General features: G+C 69.3%; 16 protein-coding genes. 13 read left to right on the top strand and 3 right to left on the bottom strand.

Annotation, left to right across the window (positions count from 1 at the left end; translation table 11 throughout):
- Positions 1-117 precede the first annotated feature (117 nt).
- The 8 genes from ACFV6H_RS24400 to ACFV6H_RS24365 all read left to right on the top strand — a co-directional run bounded on the left by ACFV6H_RS24400 (position 118) and on the right by ACFV6H_RS24365 (position 7,013).
- Positions 118-774 (top strand): HAD family hydrolase, encoded by a 657-nt coding sequence (locus tag ACFV6H_RS24400; protein WP_385545609.1) that lies wholly within the window; start codon positions 118-120, stop codon positions 772-774.
- Positions 775-853: 79 nt separating this feature from the next.
- Complete coding sequence (locus ACFV6H_RS24395; RefSeq protein WP_385545606.1) at positions 854-2,092, top strand: MFS transporter; 1,239 nt, start codon at positions 854-856, stop codon at positions 2,090-2,092.
- The gene (locus ACFV6H_RS24390; RefSeq protein WP_384794177.1) at positions 2,061-3,233 is read left to right on the top strand and encodes an acetoin utilization protein AcuC; all 1,173 of its coding nucleotides are present in this window, start codon (positions 2,061-2,063) and stop codon (positions 3,231-3,233) included. The genes ACFV6H_RS24395 and ACFV6H_RS24390 overlap by 32 nt, the downstream gene beginning before the upstream one ends.
- Before the next feature lie 91 nt (positions 3,234-3,324).
- Entirely contained in the window at positions 3,325-4,140 is an 816-nt protein-coding gene (locus ACFV6H_RS24385; RefSeq protein ID WP_384986351.1) for a phosphatase, read from the top strand.
- A gap of 127 nt (positions 4,141-4,267) precedes the next feature.
- Complete coding sequence (locus ACFV6H_RS24380) at positions 4,268-4,480, top strand: helix-turn-helix domain-containing protein (protein WP_014046653.1); 213 nt, start codon at positions 4,268-4,270, stop codon at positions 4,478-4,480.
- Positions 4,481-4,590: 110 nt separating this feature from the next.
- Positions 4,591-4,689 carry a 30S ribosomal protein bS22 gene (locus ACFV6H_RS24375; protein ID WP_003948845.1) on the top strand — a complete coding sequence of 33 codons (99 nt, stop codon included), beginning with the start codon at positions 4,591-4,593 and terminating at the stop codon, positions 4,687-4,689.
- 169 nt (positions 4,690-4,858) lie between these two features.
- Entirely contained in the window at positions 4,859-5,896 is a 1,038-nt protein-coding gene (locus ACFV6H_RS24370) for an NAD-dependent epimerase/dehydratase family protein (protein WP_385545601.1), read from the top strand.
- Position 5,897: 1 nt separating this feature from the next.
- Positions 5,898-7,013: a lysophospholipid acyltransferase family protein gene (locus ACFV6H_RS24365; RefSeq protein ID WP_385545598.1), complete on the top strand. Its 1,116-nt coding sequence runs from the start codon at positions 5,898-5,900 to the stop codon at positions 7,011-7,013.
- Positions 7,014-7,087: 74 nt separating this feature from the next.
- On the opposite strand, the gene ACFV6H_RS24360 is transcribed toward ACFV6H_RS24365, so the two are convergent.
- From ACFV6H_RS24360 to ACFV6H_RS24350, 3 genes are all read right to left on the bottom strand, one after another.
- Positions 7,088-8,311, bottom strand: coding sequence for a DUF5667 domain-containing protein (locus tag ACFV6H_RS24360; RefSeq protein ID WP_385545595.1), 1,224 nt, complete (start codon positions 8,309-8,311; stop codon positions 7,088-7,090).
- Positions 8,312-8,656: 345 nt separating this feature from the next.
- On the bottom strand, positions 8,657-9,451 hold the full coding sequence (locus ACFV6H_RS24355; protein WP_363083255.1) for an ECF subfamily RNA polymerase sigma factor, BldN family: 795 nt from the start codon (positions 9,449-9,451) through the stop codon (positions 8,657-8,659).
- Positions 9,452-9,873: 422 nt separating this feature from the next.
- On the bottom strand, positions 9,874-10,818 hold the full coding sequence (locus ACFV6H_RS24350; protein ID WP_384986355.1) for an HAD family hydrolase: 945 nt from the start codon (positions 10,816-10,818) through the stop codon (positions 9,874-9,876).
- A gap of 151 nt (positions 10,819-10,969) precedes the next feature.
- Between ACFV6H_RS24350 and ACFV6H_RS24345 the strand changes: the two genes are divergently transcribed.
- From ACFV6H_RS24345 to ACFV6H_RS24325, 5 genes are all read left to right on the top strand, one after another.
- Positions 10,970-11,266 carry a glutaredoxin family protein gene (locus ACFV6H_RS24345; protein ID WP_385545590.1) on the top strand — a complete coding sequence of 99 codons (297 nt, stop codon included), beginning with the start codon at positions 10,970-10,972 and terminating at the stop codon, positions 11,264-11,266.
- A 365-nt stretch (positions 11,267-11,631) separates the two neighbouring features.
- Positions 11,632-12,423 carry a redox-sensing transcriptional repressor Rex gene (locus ACFV6H_RS24340; RefSeq protein ID WP_385545587.1) on the top strand — a complete coding sequence of 264 codons (792 nt, stop codon included), beginning with the start codon at positions 11,632-11,634 and terminating at the stop codon, positions 12,421-12,423.
- Complete coding sequence (locus tag ACFV6H_RS24335) at positions 12,420-13,775, top strand: glutamyl-tRNA reductase (protein WP_384794202.1); 1,356 nt, start codon at positions 12,420-12,422, stop codon at positions 13,773-13,775. The genes ACFV6H_RS24340 and ACFV6H_RS24335 overlap by 4 nt, the downstream gene beginning before the upstream one ends.
- On the top strand, positions 13,772-14,749 hold the full coding sequence (gene hemC, locus ACFV6H_RS24330) for a hydroxymethylbilane synthase (RefSeq protein WP_385545584.1): 978 nt from the start codon (positions 13,772-13,774) through the stop codon (positions 14,747-14,749). The genes ACFV6H_RS24335 and hemC overlap by 4 nt, the downstream gene beginning before the upstream one ends.
- Positions 14,746-16,407, top strand: a complete 1,662-nt coding sequence (locus ACFV6H_RS24325; protein ID WP_384986360.1) for a uroporphyrinogen-III synthase — start codon at positions 14,746-14,748, stop codon at positions 16,405-16,407. The genes hemC and ACFV6H_RS24325 overlap by 4 nt, the downstream gene beginning before the upstream one ends.
- The last annotated feature ends 199 nt before the right edge of the window (positions 16,408-16,606 follow it).

The raw sequence follows: 16,606 nt of genomic DNA, 5'->3' as shown, positions 1-16,606 counted from the left end.
GCAGGGGGGACCCTGTGGGAGAGTAGGACGCCGCCGAACAATCTTTGACGGGAATGCCCTGTGCCAGGTATCTGGTACAGGGCATTTCTGCGTTCTGGGTGCGTCTAAGGTCGGAGTATGCGCTACGAACTGATCATTTTCGACAATGACGGTGTCCTTGTCGACAGTGAGCCTCTCTCCAACACCATCCTGGCCGCCTATCTCACCGAGTTGGGCCATCCCACGTCGTACGAGGACTCCCTCCGCGACTACATGGGAGCTGCCGTGCATCGCGTCCACGATCTCATCGAAGAGCGGACAGGCCGCCGTCTGCCCGCAGACTTCGATGACACCCTGCACGCCCGTGTCTTCGCCGCCTTCGAGCGGGAGTTGGAGCCGGTCGAAGGCGTGGCCGAGGTGCTGGGGAAGCTGGCCGCCGACGGTGTGTCGTACTGCGTCGCTTCATCAGGGAGCCATGAGCGCATCCGGGTGGGCCATCGTAAGACCGGGCTTGACCGGTGGTTCGAGGACCGTGTCATCTTCAGTGCCCAGGATGTAAGGCAGGGCAAGCCGGCGCCCGATCTCTTTCTTCATGCCGCAGAGCGGATGGGAGTCGCTCCCGGGCGCTGCGCCGTCGTGGAGGACAGTCCCCTCGGTGTCACCGCGGCCAGGGCGGCCGGGATGGATGTCTACGCGTTCACGGCGATGACTCCGGCCGAGAAACTCGCGGGCGCCACCGCGTACTTCTCCACCATGGCTGAACTGCCAGGACTGCTCGGTCGATCCGCCAGCTGATCCGTTGCCTGAGCTGCTGCCTGATCCGTTGTGTGATCCATCTACCCATAGGTAGCGGATCGCCCTACGCTGTCCGGCCATGACAGATGCGACGGACGCGCCAGACGCTCGATTGCGGCACGGTCGTGTCTCCCTGGCGCTGAGTTTCTTCGTCCAGGGAGTGACCTTTGCTCTGCTCGTGACGCGTATCCCCGCCATCCAGGACCGGTACGGAGTCTCCGACGGGCTCCTTCCCGCCTTTCTTGCCGCCGTTCCCGTCCTCGCCGGTGTCGGCAGTGTCGTCACCGAGAAGCTGGTCGCCCGGGTGCGGCCGAGGGTGGTGCTGCGCTGGGCGCAGCCCGTCGTGCTGCTGGCGCTGCTCGGCGTCGGAGCGGGTGACGCGATGTGGCAGCTCGCCCTCGCCCTGGCGGCGTTCGGGCTCGCGGTCGGTGCGCTGGACGCGTCCATGAACATGCTCGGCGTCAGCCTTCAGCGGGCGTACGGGCGCAGCATCATGCTCGGTTTCCATGCCGTGTACAGCCTGGGCGGTATCGCCGGAGCCTCGCTGGCCTGGGCCGGCGCCCACTGGGATCTGTCGTTGCTGGTCTCGTATCTGCCGGTGGTGGCCGTGCTGCTGCCGGCCGCTCTGCTCGGAAGCCGTTGGTACGCGGACACCGCCCGGAAGTCCGTTGACCACCAGGAGTCGGTCGCAGGCCAGGAGCCCAACACCACCGGGAAACCCGTGGTGTTCAAGTTGCTGCTGCCGCTCTGTCTGGTGATGGCCTTCGCGTATATCGGCGACTCCACGGTGTCGAACTGGAGCGCCAAATACCTCCAGGACGTGCTGGGCAGTTCGGAGGAGCTGGCGACCGTTCCGTACAACGCCTATATGGTCACCACACTGCTCGGGCGTGCGGTCGGGGATCTGGGCGTACGGCGGTTCGGGCCGGTGGCCGTTGTGCGGTGCGGGACTCTGCTGGCGGGCGTGGGCTTTGCGGTGGTGGCGCTGGCTTCCGGTGCGTGGGTGGGCATCCTCGGGTTCACGATGCTGGGGCTCGGGCTGTGTGTGATCGTGCCGCAGACGTTCGCGGCGGCCGGACGACTGTTTCCCGCCTCCAGCGACAGCGCGGTCGCGCGGCTCAATGTCTTCAATTACGTGGGCTTTCTGATCGGATCGCCGCTGGTGGGAGCGCTCGGGGATGCGTGGAACTACCGCGGCGCGATGCTCGTACCGATGGTCATGGTTCTGGTGACACTGGTGTACGCCCGCTCGTTCGGGACGGATCAGGCCCGATACGGTGGCGGGCATGAGCGGTCGCGCACGGTTGATGTGGGATGACGCGGTTACGGGATACGACTTCGGGTCCAGCCATCCGATGGATCCGGTACGGCTCTCGTTGACCATGGGATTGGTACGGGCCTACGGGCTCGACAGAGCGGTGGAGGTGAGGGCCGCGCCCGCGGCCGGCGACTCGACACTGCGGCTCGTCCACCAGCAGGAGTATGTGGACGCCGTACGGCGGGTCTCGCTGGATCCGCGTGCCGCCGACGGTTCGTACGGCCTCGGCACGATGGACGATCCGGCCTTCGCGGGGATGCACGAGGCGTCGGCGCTGATCGCCGGGCTGTCGGTCGGTGCGGCGGAGGCGGTGTGGGACGGCGAGGTCGCGCACGCCGTGAACTTCGCGGGCGGGCTGCACCACGCGATGCCCGGGTCGGCGTCCGGCTTCTGCATCTACAACGACGCGGCGCTGGCGGTCGCCCGGCTGCTGGAGCTGGGCGCGGAGCGTGTCGCGTACATCGATGTGGATGTGCACCACGGGGACGGTGTCCAGACGGCGTTCTGGGAGGATCCGCGCGTACTGACGATCTCGCTGCACGAGCATCCGCGGACGCTCTTCCCGCAGACGGGCTGGCCGGAGGAGACCGGCGGCGGCGCGGGCGCGGGCAGCGCGGTGAATGTGGCGCTGCCGGCCGGGACGGGCGACGAGGGCTGGCTGCGGGCGTTCCATTCGGTGGTGCCCGAGCTGCTGGCGGACTTCCGGCCGGAGGCTCTGGTGACCCAGCACGGCGCGGACACGCACTTCGACGATCCGCTGGCGCATCTCGCGGTGTCGCTCGACGCGCAGCGTGCGGTGCAGGCGTCCTGTCATGAGCTGGCACACGAGTATGTCGACGGCGGGCGGTGGGTGGCGCTCGGCGGTGGCGGTTACGCGGTGGTGGATGTGGTGCCGCGGTCCTGGACCCATCTTGTGGGGATCGCCGGGCATGCGCCGGTCGAGCCGGAGTCGGTGGTGCCGGAGGCATGGAAGAGCGAGGTGTACGCGCGGACACGGCAGTTGGGTCCGGGACGGATGACGGACGGGCGGACACCGAGCTGGCAGTCGTGGGAGGACGGGTACGATCCGGCGGACCGGCTGGACCAGTCGATCCTGGCGACGCGGAAGGCGGTGTTCCCGCTGCGGGGGCTGCTGGCCTGAGGCTGCCCGGCGGGCCGTCCGTTACGCCAACTGTGCGGTGAATCCGGGGTTCCGGCCCCGGGCGGGTGCCCGAGGCGGAAGCATCGGGAGGGTGTTGAGCACCGGAGCGCTGCGGGCGCATCTGCTGGCGGCCGGGCCGGCCGGTCCCGTGGCCACCTCGCGCGAGGACAGTCTGCGCAGCTACCGTCTCTTCGCCGCCCGCGATCCACGGGTCATGCTCGGACTCGATCCCGAACGGGCATGGGATGAGCGGGAGTTGCTCGGTCTCATGGCCGACAGGTGCGGAGTTTCGCGCGATCCCGGTCAGGTGACGGGCAGCGATGTGATCGACCCGGAGCGGACGCTGAGCGCGCTGGACGCGTTCGCCGAGCGGCTGCGCGTGGCCGCGGCGCGCGGTGCTCCGGTGCTGCTCGGGACGGGACATCCGCACCGGCTGCTCGGTTTCTACGCAGCTCTGGCAGACGCTTTGTCGGCGGCGGGATGTCTCGTACTCACTCCGGCGCAGGGGCGATGTATCGACATAACGACCCGGTTCGGCGTACGCACGTGCAACCTCGACTACGTACGGGGCGTCGCGCTGGTGCGGGAACCCGGCGTGCGGTGTGCAGGGCGTGAGCCGGGCGCACATACCCACTCGCCGCTGCCGGTTCGGGCGGCTCTGGAGAGTCTGGCGGAGTCCGGCGGGCCGCTTCCCGGGCTGGTCGTCGGAGACCACGGCTGGGTCTGCGGAGCAGGTCAGCTGGGCATTGAGGCCATCGGGCCCGGTGACACCGACGATCCCGCGCTGTTCGTGGGGGAGGCCGAGGGGCGCGTGTCCGTAGCCGTTCCACTTGCAGGCACCGCACGGCCTTCTTACTACCTGCCGCTGACGCGCTATGTACTCAATCGAGCGTGTCTGTCACAGTAGGCGGCCGAAGGCTGCTCCTCTTCCCCACTCGCATCACCCGCCCCTAGTCTGGATGTGAGCGCACAGCGACGAAGAGTTACCGGAGGGGAAGCCGGTGGCCGTCGGGTGCGGAAGGTACAGGTGGGTCATGGCTGCTGGCAGCGAGAGGCCTCTCAACGAGGTCAAGTTCCTTACCGTGGCGGAAGTCGCCTCGGTGATGCGAGTGTCGAAGATGACCGTGTACCGCTTGGTGCACAGCGGTCATCTGCCGGCGATCCGGGTGGGCAGGTCATTCCGGGTTCCGGAGCAAGCGGTTCACGAGTATCTCCGCGAGTCCTTTGTGGGGGTTGAGTCGGCCTAGGGCGTCCCTCGGATTACGTCCCTCACTCGGCGACGGGTAGGCTAGGCCGACGTAGGTCGTGTGGGCCCAGACGCCCCGCACCGAGTGAAGAGAAGTGAGCGAGGGTAGTCGTGGGCTCTGTTATCAAGAAGCGGCGCAAGCGGATGGCCAAGAAGAAGCACCGCAAGCTGCTCAAGCGCACCCGCGTTCAGCGTCGCAACAAGAAGTAAGCGGCGCTGTTCGTGCATTCGCGGCCCTTCCACCGACATGGTGGGAGGGCTTCGGTGTTTGCCGGTACCGGTAAAAGTGCGGTGCGACGCGTCGTACGGTCACCATCGCGCAATAACGACCGGCTACGGTGACGCGTAGGGAGACTTTTTCCAGGGGAAGGCGCTGATCGTGGGCAAGGTCGTGCTGGTGACGGGAGCGGCCCGGCAGCTCGGCGGCCGTTTCGTACGCCGTGTTCAACGCGATCCCGGTGTCGACCGGGTGATCGCCGTGGACGCCGTGGCTCCCGCGCACCAGCTCGGCGACGCGGAATTCGTCCGTGCCGATATCCGCCGGCCCGCCATCGCGCGCGTGCTGGCCGAGCATGCCGTGGACACGGTCGTACATATGGATGTGACGGGTACTCCGCTGGGCACGGGCGGCCGGGCCGCCGTCAAGGAGACCAATGTCATCGGCACGATGCAGCTTCTCGGCGCCTGTCAGAAGTCGCCGTCCGTGAAACGGCTCGTCGTCAAGTCCAGTACGAGTGTGTATGGATCCGCGCCTCGCGATCCGGCGGTTTTCACCGAGACAACTCCGCCCAAGTCGCTGCCGAGCGGCGGCTTCGCCAAGGACGCGGTGGAGGTCGAAGGGTATGTTCGGGGCTTCGCGCGGCGCAGGCCCGATGTGGCGGTCTGTGTACTGCGTTTCGCGAACATCCTTGGTCCTGCGGCGGATTCTCCGCTCGCCGAGTATTTGTCACTGCCGGTTCTGCCGACGGTTTTCGGTTATGACCCGCGGCTCCAGTTCGTCCATGAGGACGATGTCATCGATGTGCTGATGATCGCCTCGGACGAGCCGCGGCGCTCCACCCTCAACAGCGGGACCTTCAATGTCGCCGGCGAGGGCGTGCTGCTGCTGTCGCAGTGTTCCCGGCGGCTGGGGCGGCCCACGGTGCCCGTGCCGCTGCCCGCGGTGACCTGGGTCGGCACGGCGCTGCGTACGGTCGGGATGACGGATTTCTCGCCGGAGCAGATCAGGCTGCTGACCCATGGCCGGGTGGTCAGTACGGACCAGATGCGCGAGACACTGGGTTTTGTGCCGACGTACTCGACCGCGGAGGCCTTCACGGACTTCGCCCGGAGCCGGGGTGCCGGGCTGCTGCCGCCCGAGGCTGTGGCCCGTACCGTGGACCGGCTCTCCACTCTCGTCAGCAAGGAGCGCACCTGACATGGCTGATGCCAAGGTCATCCCCTTCGGTGATGAACCGAGGTCGAGGCGTGGCTCCGCGGGCGGCCGGCGGCAGCACGCCAAGGACGGCGCCGCGAAGCGCTCGCAGGGAGCCGGGCCGGGCCCGGGCTCGGGTCCGGGTTCCGGCTCGGGTCCGGCGCACGCTTCGGGCTCGGATCGTACGTCGGGTCCGCTGAAGCCCGTTCCCGAGCGGGACGCGGGAGAGCCGGAGCCGGGGGAGCAGCCGGAGCCGGAGGAGCAGGACGGCGGGAGCGGGAGCGGCTGGGAGCGGCGGATCGCGGGCGGGCTGGCGTTTCTGCGCCGACGGCTCACGGGCGAGTACGAGGTCGACGAGTTCGGCTATGACAAGGAACTCACCGACCAGGTCCTGATGTCGCTGATCCGGCCGCTGTACGAGAACTACTTCCGCGTCGAGGTGAAGGGCATCGAGAACATCCCGTCGGACGGCGGGGCGCTCGTGGTGGCCAATCACTCCGGGACGCTGCCGCTGGACGGGCTGATGATGCAGGTCGCCGTCCATGACAACCATCCGGCGGAGCGGCATCTGCGGCTGCTCGCCGCCGATCTGGTCTTCATGCTGCCCGTCTTCAACGAGCTGGCGCGGAAGGCCGGGCACACGCTGGCATGCGCGGAGGACGCGGAGCGGCTGTTGCAGCGCGGTGAGGTCGTCGGGGTGATGCCGGAGGGCTTCAAGGGCATCGGGAAGCCGTTCGGTGACCGCTACAAGCTTCAGCGCTTCGGCCGCGGCGGATTCGTCTCGACGGCGCTGCGGGCGGGCGTGCCGATCGTGCCCTGTTCGATCGTGGGCGCGGAGGAGATCTATCCGATGATCGGCAACTCGCGGACGCTGGCGCGGCTGCTGGGCATTCCGTACTTCCCGGTCACGCCGACGTTTCCGTGGCTGGGGCCCTTGGGACTGCTGCCGCTGCCGACGAAGTGGACGATCCAGTTCGGCGAGCCGATTCCGACGGACGGCTATCCGCCGGAGGCGGCGGAGGATCCGATGCTGATGTTCAATCTGACGGATCAGGTCCGCGAGCAGATCCAGCACACGCTCTACAAGCTGCTGGTGCAGCGGCGCTCGGTGTTCTTCTGAGGCGGTCGGCGGCAGCGGACGTCAGGCGCGGTGGTCCCTTTCGGGAGCACCGCGCCTGACTCATACCGCCTGAATCACTCCGCGTCCTCCGCCCTGATGCCCAGGCCTGGCAGCAGATCCGGCAGCAGCGGCGGGATCGTGACATCAGGTCCTGGACGCTCGGCGCCGTTCTGGTTCTCGGACGGCGACGGGGTGGCGCTGTTCTGCGGCGGGTCGAACAGTCCGCCCGTACCACCGCCGAGCAGACCTTCCTCGGACTCGCTCTCCGAGTGCCGGCCCGGCGGGTGCGGCTGATCGCTCGGGTGCGAGGCGCCTCCGTCCGTACTCGGTGAGCTGGGTGAGGGACGGTCCGGCCGGCCCGTGTCGGTGGAGTCCTGTGTGGCACCGGGACGGGTGGTGGTGTCCCGGTGTTTCTCCGGGGCGCGCGGCAGCAGCGACTGGAGCGGTGCGACTTCTTCGTCTATGGCGTCGAACACCGAGCTCACTTCGTCGCTGACGTCCGTGAGCTGGACGGGCAGCCGTTCGCGCAGTCCGTTCCAGGTCTTGCGGTGCGAGGACGAGAACGAGGAGAGCGTGGCGATCGGGCCGAGCGAGCCGTCCCGTTCGTATGCCTGGTGGAGCAGGCGGTGGCCCTCCGACGCGTCGTGCTTCATTCCGCTCAGAGTGCGCCGGATCTCGGTCATGGATTCATGGTCGAGCCGGCCGGCGCGGCCTCGCTCCATCAGCCGCCTGGCTTCGCTGAGCCGGGTCGAGGCATGGTCGAGATAGAGCTCGCCGCGGTCGGACTCGCCGTCCGCCAGATTGAGCTTGAAGTCCTCCATGCCGCGCTTCAGCCCGTACAGCGAGTCGCCGGGCAGGGCGTCGGAACTGGCCGCCGCCACTCCGCCGAACGCGCCCGCCGCCACGCCGACCGTGAGCCCGCCGGCCGCGAGGCCCTTGGACCAGCGGGATCTCGGGCGCAGTCTCCGGAGCCGGGAGGCCCGGTGGGCGCCCCGGCCGGAGGTCCGCTGCTCAGGCACCGTAGGGCCCGGAGACACCCCCCCGGTAGCTGTGCCCTCCAGCAGCATGGCCTCCATGGCTGCCACGAGCTGGGCTCGCTGCACCACTTTGACCTCGGGGTCCAGCGTGGGTTTCGGCAGCTCGCCGAGGCCCTTCGCCAGAGCCAACAGCCGCCCCTGTTCGGCCGGTTCGGCCGACTCGGCGGGCTGTTGTCCGGCCGCCGCGCCCTGGACCGTCTGGTCTTCCAGGGCCTGGGCGAAGGCGTTCGCCCGCCGGTGTGCCGAAACGTTCGCGATCACTGGCGGCACCTCCTCTCGTCATGACGATCGACTCCCCTGGGGGTCCGGAAGGTTGCACGCCTTGAGCACATCCACACAAGTGAGTGAGTGGCTGCGGGCATGGCGTGACCGCAGGGAGCCTGCACCCGCACAACGAGCGGCGCGGCACTTGGGTTACGCGCGAAGGATGATCCGACCAGTGCGTCATCGAGGCGTCACCGACGGTGAGTTGAGGCCGTGGTGAGAGGCACGGAGGGTGTACGAGGGAGTGTCCGTGGGGGCGCGGCGCGCGGGGTGGAGGTACGAGGTGGACGTACGAGGTGGGGGGAGAGGGCGGCGGGCGGGCGCGCGGAGGGACGGCGGCGGTCAGCGGGCGTCTTCCGGGAGGAGCCGGGCCAGCGTACGGACGGCTCGGTACTGCAATGTCTTGATCGCTCCTTCGTTCTTGCCCATGACACGGGCCGTCTCCGCGACCGAGAGGCCCTGGAGGAAGCGCAGGGTGACGCACTCCTGCTGCTGCGGATTGAGTTTCCGTACGGCTTCCAGCAGCGCCGCGTTCGAGAGGGACTCCAGGACCGAGTCCTCCGGGCTGCGCTCGACCTCGTTGGCGTCGAGCATTTCGCCTGTGGTCACTTCCAGTCGGAAACGGCTCGACTTGAAGTGGTCGGCGACCAGATTGCGGGCGATGGTGACCAGCCAGGCGCCGAAGTCGCGCCCTTGGTAGGTGAACGTGGAGATACGGCGCAGGGCGCGCAGGAACGTCTCGCTGGTGAGGTCCTCCGCGGTCGCCTTTCCGCCCACGCGGTAGTAGATGTAGCGGTAGACGGTGTCGCTGTACTGGTCGTACAGCCGGCCGAAGGCCTCGGCCTCACCGGCCTGGGCGCGCTCGACGAGTTCCATCATGCGGGCGCTGTCGCTGTCGGCGGTGGGGCGGCGTGCGGAGGTCGAGGCGGCGGTGCCGCCGCGGCTTCCCCGTCTGCCGACCGCCGCACCGCCGTTCGCCAGGGCATAACAAGGACCGATAGGGCCGCTCACGGCAGGGGCCGTGGCGGCGAGGGCGGGGACGGCGTACGCGGTGGGGACGAAGCCGCGCAAGTGGTCGAGGACCGTTGCGCGCAGCGTAGCCAGGCCCGAGGCGTCAACCCCGACGTGTGGGTACACGGGACTCCCAGAGGCAGAGCTTCCATCACGTGCAGTGCGGGACCGTTCACTCGTCGTGGCGACGTGTGGGGTCCGGTATGCGTCTGAGGAGAATAACGCTTCGTACAGGCAGTGCTACACCCAGTTGCTCAAATCATCGATTACGTCGCTTCCGTGACGCCTAGGCGGCGTATCAAGTAGCACATCGTGACCGTTTATTGATCAGATTGAGTCAAGATCTGTCTGGTGTCGTGATGGGTTGTGCCTGCGTGGCGACCTGGTGACTGGGCGCCCGGCCGCGCGGGTAGAACGGCGGGATCGGCCGCGTGCGGGCACGGTCCGGCCGGGCGTGGTCCGGCCGGGCGTGGCGGGATCGCGTGGCGGAGATGGTGGGCGCGGCGCGGCCTTACCGGCGAGGCGGCGCGGCCGGTTACCGGCAGCGGTCAGCGGCGGCGGCGGTGCAGGGCGACCGCGGCGGCCGTGCCGCCCGCGAGTGCGCCCACTCCGGCTGCCGCCGGGATGCCGACCTTGGCCGCCTTGCGGCCGGTCCGGTAGTCGCGCAGCCGCCAGTCGAGCCGGCGCGCGTGCTTGCGGAGCTTGCTGTCCGGGTTGATGGCGTACGGATGGCCGACCAGCGACAGCATCGGGATGTCGTTGTGCGAGTCGCTGTACGCCGCGCAGCGGTCCAGGTCGAAGCCCTCGCGGGCGGCCAGGGCGCGGACGGCCTCCGCCTTCGCCGGGCCGTGCAGCGGTTCGCCGACGAGCTTGCCGGTGTAGATGCCGCCGACCGACTCGGCGACGGTGCCGAGGGCCCCGGTCAGACCGAGCCTGCGGGCGATGATCGTCGCCGTCTCGACGGGCGCGGCCGTGACCAGCCAGACCTGCTGGCCGGCGTCGAGGTGCGCCTGGGCGAGGGCGCGGGTGCCGGGCCAGATGCGGTCGGCCATGTACTCGTCGTAGATCTCTTCGCCGATGGACATCAGCTCGGCGACCCGGTGGCCCTTGACGATGGACAGGGCGCTGTCGCGCGCGTCCTGCATATGCTCGGGATCCTCGACACCGGCGAGTCGGAACCAGGTCTGCTGCCAGGCGAACCGGGCCAGCTCCCGCCGCTGGAAGAACTTCCTCTTGTACAGGCCGCGGCCGAAGTGGAAGAGCGCGGCGCCCTGCATCACGGTGTTGTCGAGATCGAAGAAGGCGGCGGCGCGCGCGTCCCCGACGACGGGGAATTCCGGCGTCTCGTCGCGGGAGGCCCGGGGTTTCTGCGGCTCCAGGGTCTCCTGTGCCTGTGTGGACTTCAGTCCTGCCTCGGCTGCGGCCTCGCCCGCGAGCACGCTCCGGGCGGTGGCGGAGCGTCTACGGGGGGTGAGCCATCCCAGTGCGGCCATAGCGTGAGCATAGCCAGTCTGTTCGGAACTGCCCGACGGGTGGGGATGCCATGGGGTGAACTCTGCGGGACCGGTGCGTTAATCGGGCGATTGAAGGCTGCCTGTGGACGACCGGGCACCTCGGATGCCGCTCGGGCGCAGAATGGGCCGCATGAGTCCTCTGTTGCGGCGTACGACGAAGAAGACGAAGACGACGAAGAAAACGGCCGACGAGCGGGTGGTGACACTTGTCTCGAAGCCGGGATGCCATCTCTGTGACGATGCGCGTGCGGTTGTCGAGACGGTGTGCTCGGAGACAGGAGCATCCTGGGAGGAAAAGGACATCACGCAGGATGAGGCGCTGCATCGCGCGTACTGGGAGCAGATTCCGGTGGTGCTGGTGGACGGCGAGCAGCACACATTCTGGCGGGTGGACGCGGATCGGCTCCGCCGGGAACTGGGGGCCTGACTGAAAAGACGGTTACCATCGTGGGCGCTTTGCTGGGCCCCCTTCGAGGAGAGCGGTCCGGGTCGCGGTGCGGTACGGACGCTGTCGCCGGAGATCCGGGGGCCGGTCCCGGAGGGATTCGGGAAGCGGTCTCGGGGGCCTATTCGTAAGGAGTGTGTGCGGTTTTGCCCCCTTCCTCTGTGCAACGGGTCGATGCGGTCGCCGGTTCCGGGATCGCCGGATCGGGACGCGTGACCCCGGTCACTTTGCTCGGACAAAGCGGACACTATCTTTGTGCACGCGTTCACAAAGACATAGCCTGCATTCGACGGGGCGGTCCTGGGACATATGGCCGCCTGCAGCCTCGCTCATCCCGCAGGAGCACCGTGGCAACTGGCCGAACTCACCGACCGGCGACCCGTAGCCGAGGAATCCCCGAGGCCACCGTCGCCAGACTTCCGCTGTATCTGCGGGCGCTGACCGCTCTGTCCGAGCGTTCCGTACCCACGGTCTCCTCCGAGGAACTCGCGACCGCGGCCGGGGTGAACTCCGCCAAGCTGCGCAAGGACTTCTCCTACCTCGGTTCGTACGGGACCCGAGGCGTCGGATACGACGTCGAGTACCTCGTGTACCAGATCTCCCGTGAGCTGGGGCTCACCCAGGACTGGCCGGTCGTCATCGTCGGTATCGGCAATCTCGGCGCCGCGCTCGCCAACTACGGCGGATTCGCCTCACGCGGCTTCCGGGTCGCCGCGCTCATAGACGCCGACCCAGCCATGGCCGGCAAGCCGGTCGCCGGAATGCCGGTCCAGCACTCGGACGAGCTGGAGAGGATCATCAGCGACAACGGCGTCTCCATCGGAGTGATCGCGACTCCCGCGGGCGCCGCCCAGCAGGTCTGCGAGCGGCTGGTCGCCGCCGGTGTGACCTCGATCCTCAACTTCGCGCCGACCGTGCTCTCCGTTCCCGACGGAGTGGACGTTCGGAAGGTCGACCTCTCCATCGAGCTGCAGATCCTCGCCTTCCACGAGCAGCGCAAGGCCGGTGAGGAAGCCGCCACCGAAGCGGCCCTGGCCGCGGCGGCGGAGCGCGAGGGCAGCACCGACGGTGCGGCGGACGGCGCTGCCGCGCACCGCAAGGGACCTGACGGCGACGTTCCGGCGGTGATGCCGGCATGAGTCTTCTCGTCGTCGGACTGAGCCATCGCAGCGCGCCGGTGAGTGTGCTGGAGCGCGTGTCGCTGCCCACCGACACGCAGGTCAAGCTGTTGCAGGACGCGCTCGCCGCGGAGCCCGCGACCGAGGCCGCCGTCCTCGTCACCTGCAACCGCATCGAGCTGTACGCCGACGTCGACAAGTTCCACGCCGGAGTCGCCGAGCTCTCCCTGCTGCTCGCCCAGCACAGCGGGGTCGGGCTGGAGGAGCTGACTCCCTATCTCTATGTGCACTACGAGGACCGCGCCGTCCACCATCTCTTCTCGGTGGCCTGCGGTCTGGACTCGATGGTCGTCGGCGAGGGCCAGATCCTCGGCCAGATCAAGGACGCGCTGGCGCTGGGACAGGAGCTGCACACCGCGGGCCGGCTGCTGAACGACCTGTTCCAGCAGGCGCTGCGGGTCGGCAAGCGCGCCCACAGCGAGACCGGTATCGACCGGGCCGGGCAGTCGCTCGTCACCTTCGGTCTGGAGCAGCTCGCCGCCGGCCGGGCCGTGGAGGCCTGGGCCAAGGACAAGCGCGCGCTGGTGATCGGCGCGGGCTCGATGTCCTCGCTGGCCGCCGCCACGCTCGCCCGGGCCGGTGTCGAGGAGATCGTCGTCGCCAACCGCACGGCCGCGCGCGCCGACCGGCTCGTACAGATCCTCAACCAGCCGGGCGGCACGGGTGTGAGCGCGCGCGCCGTGGCCATGGGCGCCGTCCGTGACGAGGTGACACGTGCCGATGTCGTCGTGTCCTGCACCGGCTCGACCGGTGTGGTGCTGAGCGCCGACGCCGTCGAGGCCGCGCTGGACGGCCGTACGGCTCCACTCGCGCTGCTCGATCTCGCCATGCCCCGCGATGTCGACGCCGCCGTGCACCGCCTCGGCGGTGTCAGGCTCGTGGACATCGAATCGCTCGCCGAGGCCTCGGCCGACGCACCGATGGCCGCCGATGTCGATCAGGTCCGCACCATAGTCTCCGACGAGGTGGCCGCCTTCGGCGCCGCCCAGCGCGCCGCGCACATCACACCGACCGTGGTCGCGCTGCGCGCCATGGCCGCCGATGTGGTGAGCAGCGAGGTCGCGCGCCTCGAAGGCAGGCTCCCCGATCTCGACGACAGACAGCGCGCCGAGGTCACCAGGACCGTGCGCCGTGTCGTCGACAAACTCCTGCACGCGCCCACCGTGCGGGTCAAGCAGCTCGCCAGCGAGCCCGGCGGCGCCGGGTACGCGGACGCGCTGCGTGAACTCTTCGACCTCGACCCGCAGACGGTCGCCGCCGTCAGCCGGGCCGACCTGAATGACACCGATGGTGTAGGCAGAGGGCGAGTATGACCGAAAAGCCACTGAGGCCCGATAAGCCACTGAGGCTCGGAACGAGGCGCAGCAAGCTCGCCATGGCCCAGTCCGCGCTGGTGGCGGACGCGGTGCGCGAGCTGTCCGGCCGACCGGTGGAGCTGGTCGAGATCACCACGTACGGCGACACCTCCCGCGAGCACCTCTCGCAGATCGGCGGTACGGGCGTCTTCGTCACCGCCCTGCGTGACGCGCTGCTGCGCGGCGAGGTCGACTTCGCCGTGCACTCCCTCAAGGACCTGCCGACGGCCCAGCCCGACGCGCTGACGCTGGCCGCGGTGCCGCGCCGAGAGGACCCGCGGGACGTGCTGATCGCACGGGACGGGCTGACCTTCGAGCGGCTCCCGGCGGGCGCCCGCGTCGGTACGGGCTCGCCGCGCCGCAAGGCCCAGCTCAACGCGTACGCGCGCAGCCACGGCCGCACCATCGAGACCGTGCCGATCCGCGGGAACATCGACACCCGGATCGGTCATGTCCACGGTGGGGAACTCGACGCAGTCGTGCTCGCCGCCGCCGGACTCCAGCGGATCGGCAGAATCGACGAGGTGACCGACTTCCTTCCGGTCGACACCGTCCTGCCCGCCCCCGGCCAGGGGGCCCTCGCCGTCGAGTGCGCCGCGGTCAACGTGGACCTCGCCGCTCTGCTCTCCGGACTCGACGACCCGCACACCCGGGTCGCCGTGACCGCCGAGCGATCCCTGCTCGCCGCCCTGGAGGCCGGCTGTAGCGCACCTGTGGGTGCGCTGGCCGACCTGCTGGCCGACGGACAGGTTGTCAACGAAATGCGCCTGCGCGGTGTCGTCGGTACGACCGACGGCTCGACGCTGGTGCAGCTGTCCATCACCGGTTCCGTACCCATGTCGCTCGGCGACGCCATCGCGCTCGGGCGCGAGCTCGCGTCCGAGATGCTCGCCAAGGGTGCGGCCGGTCTTATGGGGGAGCGAGCACATTGAGCCCCACCACCTCTGACCTTTCGGCCTACTCCGCATCGGGGCACGTCACCTTCCTCGGTGCAGGACCCGGAGATCCGGGTCTGCTGACACTCCGCGCCGTCGAGGCGCTCGCGGGAGCGGATGTACTGATCGCCGAGCCTGATGTGCTCGAAATGGTACGCAGCCATGCCAGGGCGGGAGTGAGCACCCCTGCACTGACGGTTGTCGACGATGTGTCAACAGCCGCCGGAATTCCCCCGATCCGGGATGCGGCCAATCTTGTCATGGAGGCCGCGCGAGGCGGAAAGCGGGTCGTCCGTGCGGTCACCGGAGACCCGGGACTCGACGGCGACGCGGGCACGGAGATGCTGGCCTGCGCCTCCGCCGGCATTCCCTTCGAGGTCGTGCCCGGTATCGCCGCCGCGGTCGGAGTGCCGGCATACGCCGGAGTGCCGCTGCGCGACGCGCAGGGCACGGACGTACGGCTCGTGGACGCCAGGACCGCCAGCGACCGCTGCTGGACCGAGGTCGGCGCGAGCGACGGCACGGTCGTCGTCTCCACCACCCTGGAGTCGGTCGCGGGCGCGGCGGGCGAGCTGGTCGCGGCGGGCCGCAAGCCCGACACCCCGATGACCGTCACCGTCGCCGGTACGACCACCCGCCAGCGCACCTGGACGGCCACCCTCGGCACCATCGCGCAGATCTTGAAGCAGGCCAAGGTGCTGCCGTCGCCGGAGGGACACCAGCCCGTCATAGCCGTGGTCGGTGAGCGCAGTGCCGCCGCGCAGCGCGACCAGCTCGCGTGGTTCGAGTCCAAGCCGCTGTTCGGCTGGAAGGTGCTCGTGCCGCGTACGAAGGAGCAGGCCGCGTCGCTCTCCGACCAGCTCAGGTCGTACGGCGCGGTCCCGCACGAGGTCCCGACCATCGCGGTCGAGCCGCCGCGCACGCCTCAGCAGATGGAGCGGGCGGTCAAGGGCCTGGTCACCGGCCGCTACGAGTGGATCGCCTTCACCTCGGTCAACGCGGTGAAGGCGGTGCGGGAGAAGTTCGAGGAGTACGGGCTCGACGCGCGCGCGTTCGCCGGGATCAAGGTGGCGGCGGTGGGCGAGCAGACCGCCGCGGCGCTGGTCGACTTCGGTGTGAAGCCGGATCTGGTGCCCTCGGGCGAGCAGTCCGCCGCCGGGCTGCTGGAGGACTGGCCACCGTACGACCCGGTGTTCGACCCGATCGACCGGGTGTTCCTGCCACGGGCCGATATCGCCACCGAGACGCTGGTGGCCGGGCTGATCGAGCTGGGCTGGGAGGTGGACGACGTCACGGCGTACCGCACCGTGCGCGCCTCGCCGCCGCCGGCCGAGACCCGCGAGGCGATCAAGGGCGGCGGCTTCGACGCCGTGCTCTTCACCTCGTCCTCGACCGTACGGAACCTCGTCGGTATCGCGGGCAAGCCGCACAATGTGACGGTGATCGCGTGTATCGGTCCCGCGACGGCGAAGACCGCCGAGGAGCACGGTCTGCGTGTCGATGTCCTCGCCCCGGAGCCGTCGGTGCACAAGCTGGCCGAGGCGCTCGCCGCGTTCGGCACGCAGCGCCGGGAGGCGGCGCGGGAGGCCGGTGAGACGGTCACCAGGCCGAGCGAGCGCAGGCCGGGCAGCCGGAGGCGGCGTACGACGACTTGAGGGCCTGAGGGCCTGAGAGGGGCTGACGACCTGAGGGTCTGGTTGGTCTGAGGGCGCTCGGCCGGCCGGCTGTCCGGTGAGCTGAGCGTGGTACGCAGGAGTGGGGGCCTCCGCGTCGGCCTGGGGGGCCCCCAGGGGGGCGGCGACGGAGGAGATGTCTGTGTGGTGGTGTTTGAAATCGAGTAACCGCGGGAGAGGA

It is taken from the genome of Streptomyces sp. NPDC059743 (genome assembly GCF_042732975.1).
Lineage (GTDB): Bacteria > Actinomycetota > Actinomycetes > Streptomycetales > Streptomycetaceae > Streptomyces.
Note: the sequence above shows the minus strand (reverse complement) of the source record. Positions and strands in the feature narration are given on the sequence as shown.

Coding starts and splice junctions, on each gene's coding strand:
- ACFV6H_RS24400 (WP_385545609.1), top strand. CDS start 118: ATGCGCTACGAACTGATCATTTTCGACAATGACGGTGTCCTTGTCGAC.
- ACFV6H_RS24365 (WP_385545598.1), top strand. CDS start 5,898: ATGGCTGATGCCAAGGTCATCCCCTTCGGTGATGAACCGAGGTCGAGG.
- ACFV6H_RS24395 (WP_385545606.1), top strand. CDS start 854: ATGACAGATGCGACGGACGCGCCAGACGCTCGATTGCGGCACGGTCGT.
- ACFV6H_RS24345 (WP_385545590.1), top strand. CDS start 10,970: ATGAGTCCTCTGTTGCGGCGTACGACGAAGAAGACGAAGACGACGAAG.
- ACFV6H_RS24380 (WP_014046653.1), top strand. CDS start 4,268: ATGGCTGCTGGCAGCGAGAGGCCTCTCAACGAGGTCAAGTTCCTTACC.
- ACFV6H_RS24390 (WP_384794177.1), top strand. CDS start 2,061: ATGAGCGGTCGCGCACGGTTGATGTGGGATGACGCGGTTACGGGATAC.
- ACFV6H_RS24335 (WP_384794202.1), top strand. CDS start 12,420: ATGAGTCTTCTCGTCGTCGGACTGAGCCATCGCAGCGCGCCGGTGAGT.
- hemC (WP_385545584.1), top strand. CDS start 13,772: ATGACCGAAAAGCCACTGAGGCCCGATAAGCCACTGAGGCTCGGAACG.
- ACFV6H_RS24350 (WP_384986355.1), bottom strand. CDS start 10,818: ATGGCCGCACTGGGATGGCTCACCCCCCGTAGACGCTCCGCCACCGCC.